This window comes from Nostoc sp. (assembly GCF_036916735.1).
Classification (GTDB): Bacteria; Cyanobacteriota; Cyanobacteriia; order Cyanobacteriales; family Nostocaceae; genus Nostoc.
The window spans coordinates 20,759-27,482 of the sequence record NZ_JBALFV010000009.1; the positions used below are offsets into that span (position 1 = coordinate 20,759).

Below are 6,724 nucleotides of genomic sequence, written 5' to 3' on the forward strand. Positions count from 1 at the left end.
TTAATATTTTTCTGCTACTTAAACTAACTGAAATTTTAGTTGCGTAACTATTTAAAGTACTTATTCTAACGTTGTAAAAAAGCAATAAACTGTTACAACCTCAAAGATGTAAAATTTTTGTTAAATTCAACGAGCATCTACAGTTTTATCTAATCGTCAAAAGGTACCCAGCATGACTGCAATCTCCCCAAAGGCATCCTCAGCGCTTCCCAATTTTTCTGAGGGAATTCAATATTTTGGTGAAGCTTTACCAGATTTTGAAACTTATGGTGCAACACCTGCTATTGAGTCGGGCAAAATAGCGATCGCATCACCCACAGAACCGAATGCAGTATATCAAACTTTACTTGCTGCTGATGCCCTCCGCTACCTAACTTTACAAGTTACTGCTACTAAAGCTTCTGGGCATCCCGGCGGATTCGCCAGCCAAGCAGAAGCTTACGCATCTCTTGTCATGCTGGGATACAAGAACATTCTCACTGAAGTAGGACACCACGCCCCTGGATTTTATTGTGCCATGTTCTTGGATCGTTCCCTAGAAGACATGGGAATTTTTACAGTCCAACAATTGCGCGATCGCTTCCGAGAAAAGCACGGACTATTAGGACACCTTTCCGGTTACATTCCTGGTATTCTCGCACCTGCGGGGCCTTTGGGACAAGGGCAACACTTTGCAATGGCAGCTGCACTGTTACACAAAGATAAGTTATTTCCCTTTACAGTTGGGGATGGGGGATTGGGTGAGCCTTATATTGTAAGTGCGATCGCTCACTTCCATACTGCTTATCCTGCTGTCACCAACTTCTTACCAGTGTTGGTGTGGAACGGTTACAGCCAAGAACACCACAGCATGGTTTCCCTCAAAACCAATGAGCAAATGCAAGCATATTGGCAAGGTAACGGTTTTGATGAAGTCGTGTTAATTGATGCCAAGGATTTCGATGATCAAAATCAGCCAGGGGATTACGTTGATAGTACCGCTTTTTCTTTCGAGAAACGGCTAGAATTTACTCAAGCAGTACTTTCTGGTGTAGATAAAGCAGCGCGATCGGCCCTTGGTGGTAAACTTACCGTTTTCATTATTAAACAACTCAAAGGTGCAGGAGTCCACGCACGAGGCGCAAAATCTCACAACCTCTATCCCAAAGATACGCTAAATGCGCCGCATATTATTAGTGCATTGCAAACCCGTGCTTTATCAGCTGAGGCTTGGCAATTAGTCAGAACAAATGCAGAACGTGCTGGCGGAGGTCCAGCAGCAAAAACAGTAGTAACAGAATTTGAATTCTCATTACCAGATTTAGGCAAATTACCTTTAGAAGAATATGCAGTCGGTGGTGAACATAAAGTTTCCACAACCGCAATGGGACGATTAGTCGGAATCGTAGGAAATAAAGATCAGAATTTCCTTGTTACCAACGCCGATGGTAACGAAGCATCTGGAATTGCCAACATTAATCAAGCATTAAAGATTATCCACCCCACAACCGACGACTTATATAACCAAGCACCAAATGGACAAGTTTATGAACCTTTGAGTGAAGATGCTTGTGCAGGTTTAGCTGCGGGTTTGGCGTTAATGGGTGCGAGAACTTTGTGGTGTTCTTACGAATCTTTTGCTATTAACGGATTACCAATTTGGCAAACTGTTATCCAAGCAATGGCAGAATTGCGGCGTCCCACACCCTCGACTATTACTTTATTCACAGCTGGCGCATTAGAGCAAGGGCGCAACGGTTGGACTCACCAACGTCCCGAAATTGAAGCTTACTTTGCTTCGTTGATGCGAAATGGCAATGTTTTCCCATTATTTCCCCCCGATGCTAACAGTATTCAAGCCTGTTATGACTGGGCGTTGAAAACTAAGAATAAGGGAATTGTGATTACAGCTAGTAAGTCACCATTGCCAATTCGCACCACTTTAGAACAAACTCGTCAAGGGTTGCGCGATGGTGCGGTGCTATTACATGAAATTGCTGGTGATAAACAAGTTGTATTTGCTGTGATTGGCGATATGACATTAATGCCAGTATTTGAAGCTGCTGCTTTCTTGGAAACTGAAGGTATTGGTGCCAAGATTATTTCTGTTATTAACCCTCGGCAATTGTATCGTAGCCATGATACCGCGTGGGATACTTGTTCTGAACCTGATGGCGGTTTCTTGGATGATGCAAAATTTGCGGAATTATTTGATGGTGATGCGCTAATTGCTGTGACTGGTGGTGCTGCGTCAGTACTGGAACCAATTTTGTTACGGAGTACAGTGAAGCGCGATACCTTTGCTTGGAAGCGTGGCGAAACTACAGCTAGTGCTGGCGAGTTGATGGCGTTTAATGGATTGACTGCTGAGGCGTTGACGAAACGTGCGATCGAGTTAGTGCATTAAGGCTGGAATTGTTTCTCTTTTTATCGCAAATATACGGTTATAAACGCTGAAAGATTGCGTTGCAATGCGTATATTTGCGTTTTTTTATTTCAGAGAACTTAGCAGACAGGAGAAGTAGAGGTAAATTTACTGAAATTCCTTGACAAAAGCTGGTTTACGAGTCGCAAAAGCTGGTTTACGAGTCGCAAAAGCTGGTTTACAAGTCACAAAAGCTGGTTTACGAGTCACAAAAGCTGGTTTACGAGTCACAAAAGCTGGTTTACGAGTCGCAAAAGTTAGTTTACGAGTCGCAAAAGCTGGTTTACAAGTCGCAAAACTTGATTTTTGAGCTAGGACGAAGGGTGATATTTTTATCTGGAAGCGTAGGGAAACTACAGCTTGGCTGTGAAGACTTGAGGAAAAGTGCGATCGGGTTAGTACATTAAAGCTAAATAGATATAGTATCATGTGATACACCCACCAAAGTGATTTCTTGGGTGGTATTTGCTATTATAGGGGTTTTAATAATGAGGCTAAAGCCACAATGATTAATCGCCAAAAATTCCAGCTACTAAAGTTTTTTCGCCCTCCTCAACCTGGAGATATTATTAATCAAAGATACTTAATTGGTGAAAGTCTAGGACAAGGTTCCTTTGGCTTGGTATACGAATGTCAAGATGAGTGGGAAAATGAACTAGTAGCTAAAGTTCTTGTGCCTCAAAACCGTACTTATGAGCAGGTTCACCAAGAGTGGTCAGAAGAGTTAAATAAGCTAGTACACCTACGGCATCCAAATATTACTTATATATATGACGCCTTTGAGTATCGTAATACTTTTTACCTAATTATAGAGCGTTGTCATTGTACACTTAAAGATTTGCTTGAGATGCCAGATTTAGCAGGTGAGATTTTATTACCATGCCTTGCACGAGAGCTATTATGTGGAATTGACTTTATGCACGGCGCTGGTTACGTTCACAAAGATATCCATCCTGGAAATGTTTTTGTGTCATCGATGCACGATAGGTTAATTCCAAATAAAGAGCCAGTTTTTATGTTCAAAATTGGAGACTTAGGAATAAGTAGATTAGAAAATGATATTAATATTTTTAATACCATACTTGCAGAATGGATGCTGCCTCCGGAATTTCTTGCTCCCGAAGAATATGGGAGGATTGGACGACAGGTAGACATATACCACACAGGCTTATTGTTATTAAGTTTATTAATTGGAGATATTCCACATTTTACGGATAAAGAAATATTGGCAGGAAAGCCACGCAAATTAGCAGAAAGGCTCTCTTCACCATATAAGTACGCGATAGCAAAAGCGCTACGTAGACACGTTGATGACAGAACCCAAACAGCCCTCGATTTTTGGTGTGAAATATCACAGGCAAGCAAATTAAAACAGTAATTAATAATTGGTAAAATTGAGCAATATTTTACTTTTAAAAACCTGCAAAGGCAGGTTTTATTAGGATAGCCACGACTTCAGTTGTAAAGCGTTAAATAAGACAAGTTGAGGAAGTGTGATCGCACTGTTCCCATTAATTTATCAGCCGCGATCGCGCAATTTATCTTCTACTGATTGGACGTACTTGTATACTGTAGAGTGAAACAATTGCCACAGTTTCCCCATCTAATGTGACAAATTCAACCTCATATCCTTTGCCACCCTGATGTACTAAAACAACTGTACCTATATCACCCTCTTCTAAACTATATTCTGGGAGATCACTAGTCAGAATAACCCTATCAAGTACTTGAATCATTCTTCTCTCTGTTTCAATGGGTATAAAGTAACAAACTTAGGATTTGAGCGTTATATTTATTTTAGACCTCAACTATACAAGATTAACTTATTATGAAATTTCAAGTAATATTTACCTTTGATTCAGAATATGAAGGCTATATTGCTGAGGTTCCTGAACTTCCAGGCTGTGTGAGTCAAGGCAAAACACTAGATGAGGCAATTGAAAATATTAAAGATGCTATTACTGGATATCTCCATGTCCAAGATAAACATGGCAAACCTTATATTTTTAAAGAATCGCAAGTGTTTATCAGCGAAGTTGTAGTATAAACGGGACGTTTATCAAATATCTCTGGTAAAGAAGCTGTCAAGATTTTTGAAAAGTTTGGTTATATATTAGATCACCAAACAGGAAGCCACATGATATTTTGGTGTGAATCAAAACCAACTTTATCAGTTCCCAATCATCGGGAATTAGCACCTGGGTTACTCAGAAGTTTGATTCGACAGGTAGGAATTACAGTTGATGAATTCCTCGAAAACAAATGAACTCAGATACAAGCATCATTATATTAGTCAGAATAATCTTATGAAATTCTTGAATCATCGCTGTTAATCTTACAGCCTCAACCAACTATAATGTACTTAAGATTTTACACAAGGATAGAACCATGACTAACACTCAAAAAATGGTTCGCTTAAACTTAGATTTGTCACCTGAACTTAATCAGATATTAGACGAACTAGCAAAGAAAATAGGCGTAAGTAAAAGTGATATTCTGCGTCAGGCTATAACCTTGATGCAAATCATGGTTATAGCTAAAGAGGAAACCAAAAAATTAGGAGTTCCAGAAGCAAATCAATTGATAGTGGATGAAATCATCCTCTCATCTGAACAGCAGCCAAAACCGCATCCACTAGATACGTTTATGGAAAGGCTTGGCCCTTGGGAAGATGAACGTACTGCTGAGGAAATAGTCAAAGATATTTACGATAGCCGTACTATTTCTAATAATGACATTAGTCTATGACTTATTTACTTGATACTGATACTTGCATTTATTGGATTAAAGATATTAATTCAGTCAGAACTAAAGTTAGAAAAATATGATGCGAGCAAATTTGTATTTGCAGTATCACAGTTGCTGAGTTGTATTTTGGTGCTTATAACTCTCATCGAGTAGTGGAAAATTTAAATCGTGCAGAAGAATTTATTCAAAACTTACTCGTTGTACCTTTAACTATTCCTGCTCTCAAAAAGTATGGTGAATTAAAGGCAGAACTCCGTAGAATAGGACAAATAATTGCTGAATTTAATTTACTAATTGCTAGTGTTGCAGTTGCAGAAAATTACATTTTGGTAACAAACAATACTTGTCATTACAGCCGCATTTCTAATTTACAGTTGGAAAACTGGATTTTACCTTAAAAATATTAAATAAAATAGAAATGACTGCACAAATAAAAACCCAACGAATTAAAATAAATTTAGATTTATCACCATAAGTTTATGAGACACTAAACAATCTGGCACAACAGATTAATGGAGATAATGCTGAGGTACTTCTAAAAGCGATGCTTACGGCTGGCTACGCCTACGCACTCCTAGAAGTAGCCGTAGAAGCCAAGCAAAAAGGCAGGCATATCTGGGTTGCAGATAATAACCAAAATCTTGAAACTGAAATTATTGGTATCTAAACAGTATGACAGATAAAACAGATTTATCAAAAATAATTGCCAGCAAAGGTGACAATCCACTAATTATCTCAACTGTCAACTTGCAGTCCCAAGAAGATGCTGAACTTGAGCGAAAACTACGAGAAATCAAGTTCAAACAAGAACTAAGAAAAGATTGGATTTTATTTATTGTCAGGGATGTAGTAATTATTCCTGCTGCTATCCTATTTATTTTTGCTGTTAGTGGTTATTCCCTATTTATTCAGATTCATAGGTAATTTATCTAGTTATACTTCTTAATCAACCGCAGAGGCGCAGAGTACACAGAGAAAAGATAGATGATAGAGTTCACGAACAATTTTGAATTGTTGTAAATTAGTTCTCTATGTTTCTTTCTCTCTGTGTTGCGCCAGTTGCTACCCTTCTCCTGACGGAGACGCTGCGCGAACGGGAACGCTAAGAGCGAACAAGTCGGGGAACCCGCCCAACACACTGGCTTCTCTGTGCCTCTGTGGTTATTTAAAAAACCTTACAACTCATCAAGCTCAGTGCAATTGCGTAACTAATTTTACAGGCGACGAAGCCAACTTGCTGAAAGTAGACTCATCTTTATATCTACACAAATTTTGCTGGATATAAAGTAAGTATCTGATGGAAATTATCTAAAAATATGGGGCTTTTAATATTTTCTGTTGCTTTAGTCCCAATTGTTGCTGTAATTATCATTAATGGCTACAACGATTTAGTCAAGTATCAAACCGCTACAAAAATACTTACTCTCAAATCGATGTGCAATTATAACGTCGCTATGATTTAATTCCTAACTTAGTCGAATCCCCAGCCTTTACGACTAAGTGAGCGAAGCGAAACTTAGTCAGGCTGGGGAGTGTCAAGACTATTGGCTAATAGCCGGAGTGAAGTCAACG

The 6,724-nt window shown here is 39.0% G+C and carries 10 protein-coding genes; 8 read left to right on the forward strand and 2 right to left on the reverse strand.

What is annotated here, in order from left to right; genetic code table 11:
* Positions 1–172: 172 nt before the first annotated feature.
* Positions 173–2,386, forward strand: coding sequence for a phosphoketolase (locus tag V7L20_RS02765; protein WP_334742600.1), 2,214 nt, complete (start codon positions 173–175; stop codon positions 2,384–2,386).
* 126 nt (positions 2,387–2,512) lie between these two features.
* Here the strand turns inward: V7L20_RS02765 and V7L20_RS02770 are convergent, their stop codons facing one another.
* A complete protein-coding gene (locus tag V7L20_RS02770) occupies positions 2,513–2,833 on the reverse strand; it encodes a hypothetical protein (RefSeq protein WP_334742601.1) in 321 nt (106 codons plus the stop codon).
* 76 nt (positions 2,834–2,909) lie between these two features.
* On the opposite strand from V7L20_RS02770, the gene V7L20_RS02775 reads away from it, so the two are divergent.
* Complete coding sequence (locus tag V7L20_RS02775) at positions 2,910–3,782, forward strand: serine/threonine protein kinase (RefSeq protein ID WP_334742602.1); 873 nt, start codon at positions 2,910–2,912, stop codon at positions 3,780–3,782.
* A gap of 160 nt (positions 3,783–3,942) precedes the next feature.
* Here V7L20_RS02775 and V7L20_RS02780 read toward each other — a convergent pair whose 3' ends face one another.
* Entirely contained in the window at positions 3,943–4,140 is a 198-nt protein-coding gene (locus V7L20_RS02780; RefSeq protein WP_334742603.1) for a DUF4926 domain-containing protein, read from the reverse strand.
* Between the two features lie 92 nt (positions 4,141–4,232).
* On the opposite strand from V7L20_RS02780, the gene V7L20_RS02785 reads away from it, so the two are divergent.
* The 6 genes from V7L20_RS02785 (at position 4,233) to V7L20_RS02810 (ending at position 6,076) form a co-directional block, all read left to right on the forward strand.
* Positions 4,233–4,451 (forward strand): type II toxin-antitoxin system HicB family antitoxin, encoded by a 219-nt coding sequence (locus V7L20_RS02785; RefSeq protein WP_334742604.1) that lies wholly within the window; start codon positions 4,233–4,235, stop codon positions 4,449–4,451.
* 18 nt (positions 4,452–4,469) lie between these two features.
* A complete protein-coding gene (locus V7L20_RS02790; RefSeq protein WP_334742608.1) occupies positions 4,470–4,670 on the forward strand; it encodes a type II toxin-antitoxin system HicA family toxin in 201 nt (66 codons plus the stop codon).
* Positions 4,671–4,792: 122 nt separating this feature from the next.
* Complete coding sequence (locus tag V7L20_RS02795) at positions 4,793–5,152, forward strand: CopG family transcriptional regulator (RefSeq protein WP_334742605.1); 360 nt, start codon at positions 4,793–4,795, stop codon at positions 5,150–5,152.
* A 95-nt stretch (positions 5,153–5,247) separates the two neighbouring features.
* Positions 5,248–5,550: a PIN domain-containing protein gene (locus V7L20_RS02800; protein WP_334742609.1), complete on the forward strand. Its 303-nt coding sequence runs from the start codon at positions 5,248–5,250 to the stop codon at positions 5,548–5,550.
* A 146-nt stretch (positions 5,551–5,696) separates the two neighbouring features.
* Positions 5,697–5,819: a hypothetical protein gene (locus V7L20_RS02805; RefSeq protein WP_334742606.1), complete on the forward strand. Its 123-nt coding sequence runs from the start codon at positions 5,697–5,699 to the stop codon at positions 5,817–5,819.
* A 5-nt stretch (positions 5,820–5,824) separates the two neighbouring features.
* A complete protein-coding gene (locus V7L20_RS02810; RefSeq protein WP_334742607.1) occupies positions 5,825–6,076 on the forward strand; it encodes a hypothetical protein in 252 nt (83 codons plus the stop codon).
* Positions 6,077–6,724 lie beyond the last annotated feature (648 nt).

Coding starts and splice junctions, on each gene's coding strand:
- V7L20_RS02765 (WP_334742600.1), top strand. CDS start 173: ATGACTGCAATCTCCCCAAAGGCATCCTCAGCGCTTCCCAATTTTTCT.
- V7L20_RS02770 (WP_334742601.1), bottom strand. CDS start 2,833: ATGATACTATATCTATTTAGCTTTAATGTACTAACCCGATCGCACTTT.
- V7L20_RS02775 (WP_334742602.1), top strand. CDS start 2,910: ATGATTAATCGCCAAAAATTCCAGCTACTAAAGTTTTTTCGCCCTCCT.
- V7L20_RS02780 (WP_334742603.1), bottom strand. CDS start 4,140: ATGATTCAAGTACTTGATAGGGTTATTCTGACTAGTGATCTCCCAGAA.
- V7L20_RS02785 (WP_334742604.1), top strand. CDS start 4,233: ATGAAATTTCAAGTAATATTTACCTTTGATTCAGAATATGAAGGCTAT.
- V7L20_RS02795 (WP_334742605.1), top strand. CDS start 4,793: ATGACTAACACTCAAAAAATGGTTCGCTTAAACTTAGATTTGTCACCT.
- V7L20_RS02805 (WP_334742606.1), top strand. CDS start 5,697: ATGCTTACGGCTGGCTACGCCTACGCACTCCTAGAAGTAGCCGTAGAA.
- V7L20_RS02810 (WP_334742607.1), top strand. CDS start 5,825: ATGACAGATAAAACAGATTTATCAAAAATAATTGCCAGCAAAGGTGAC.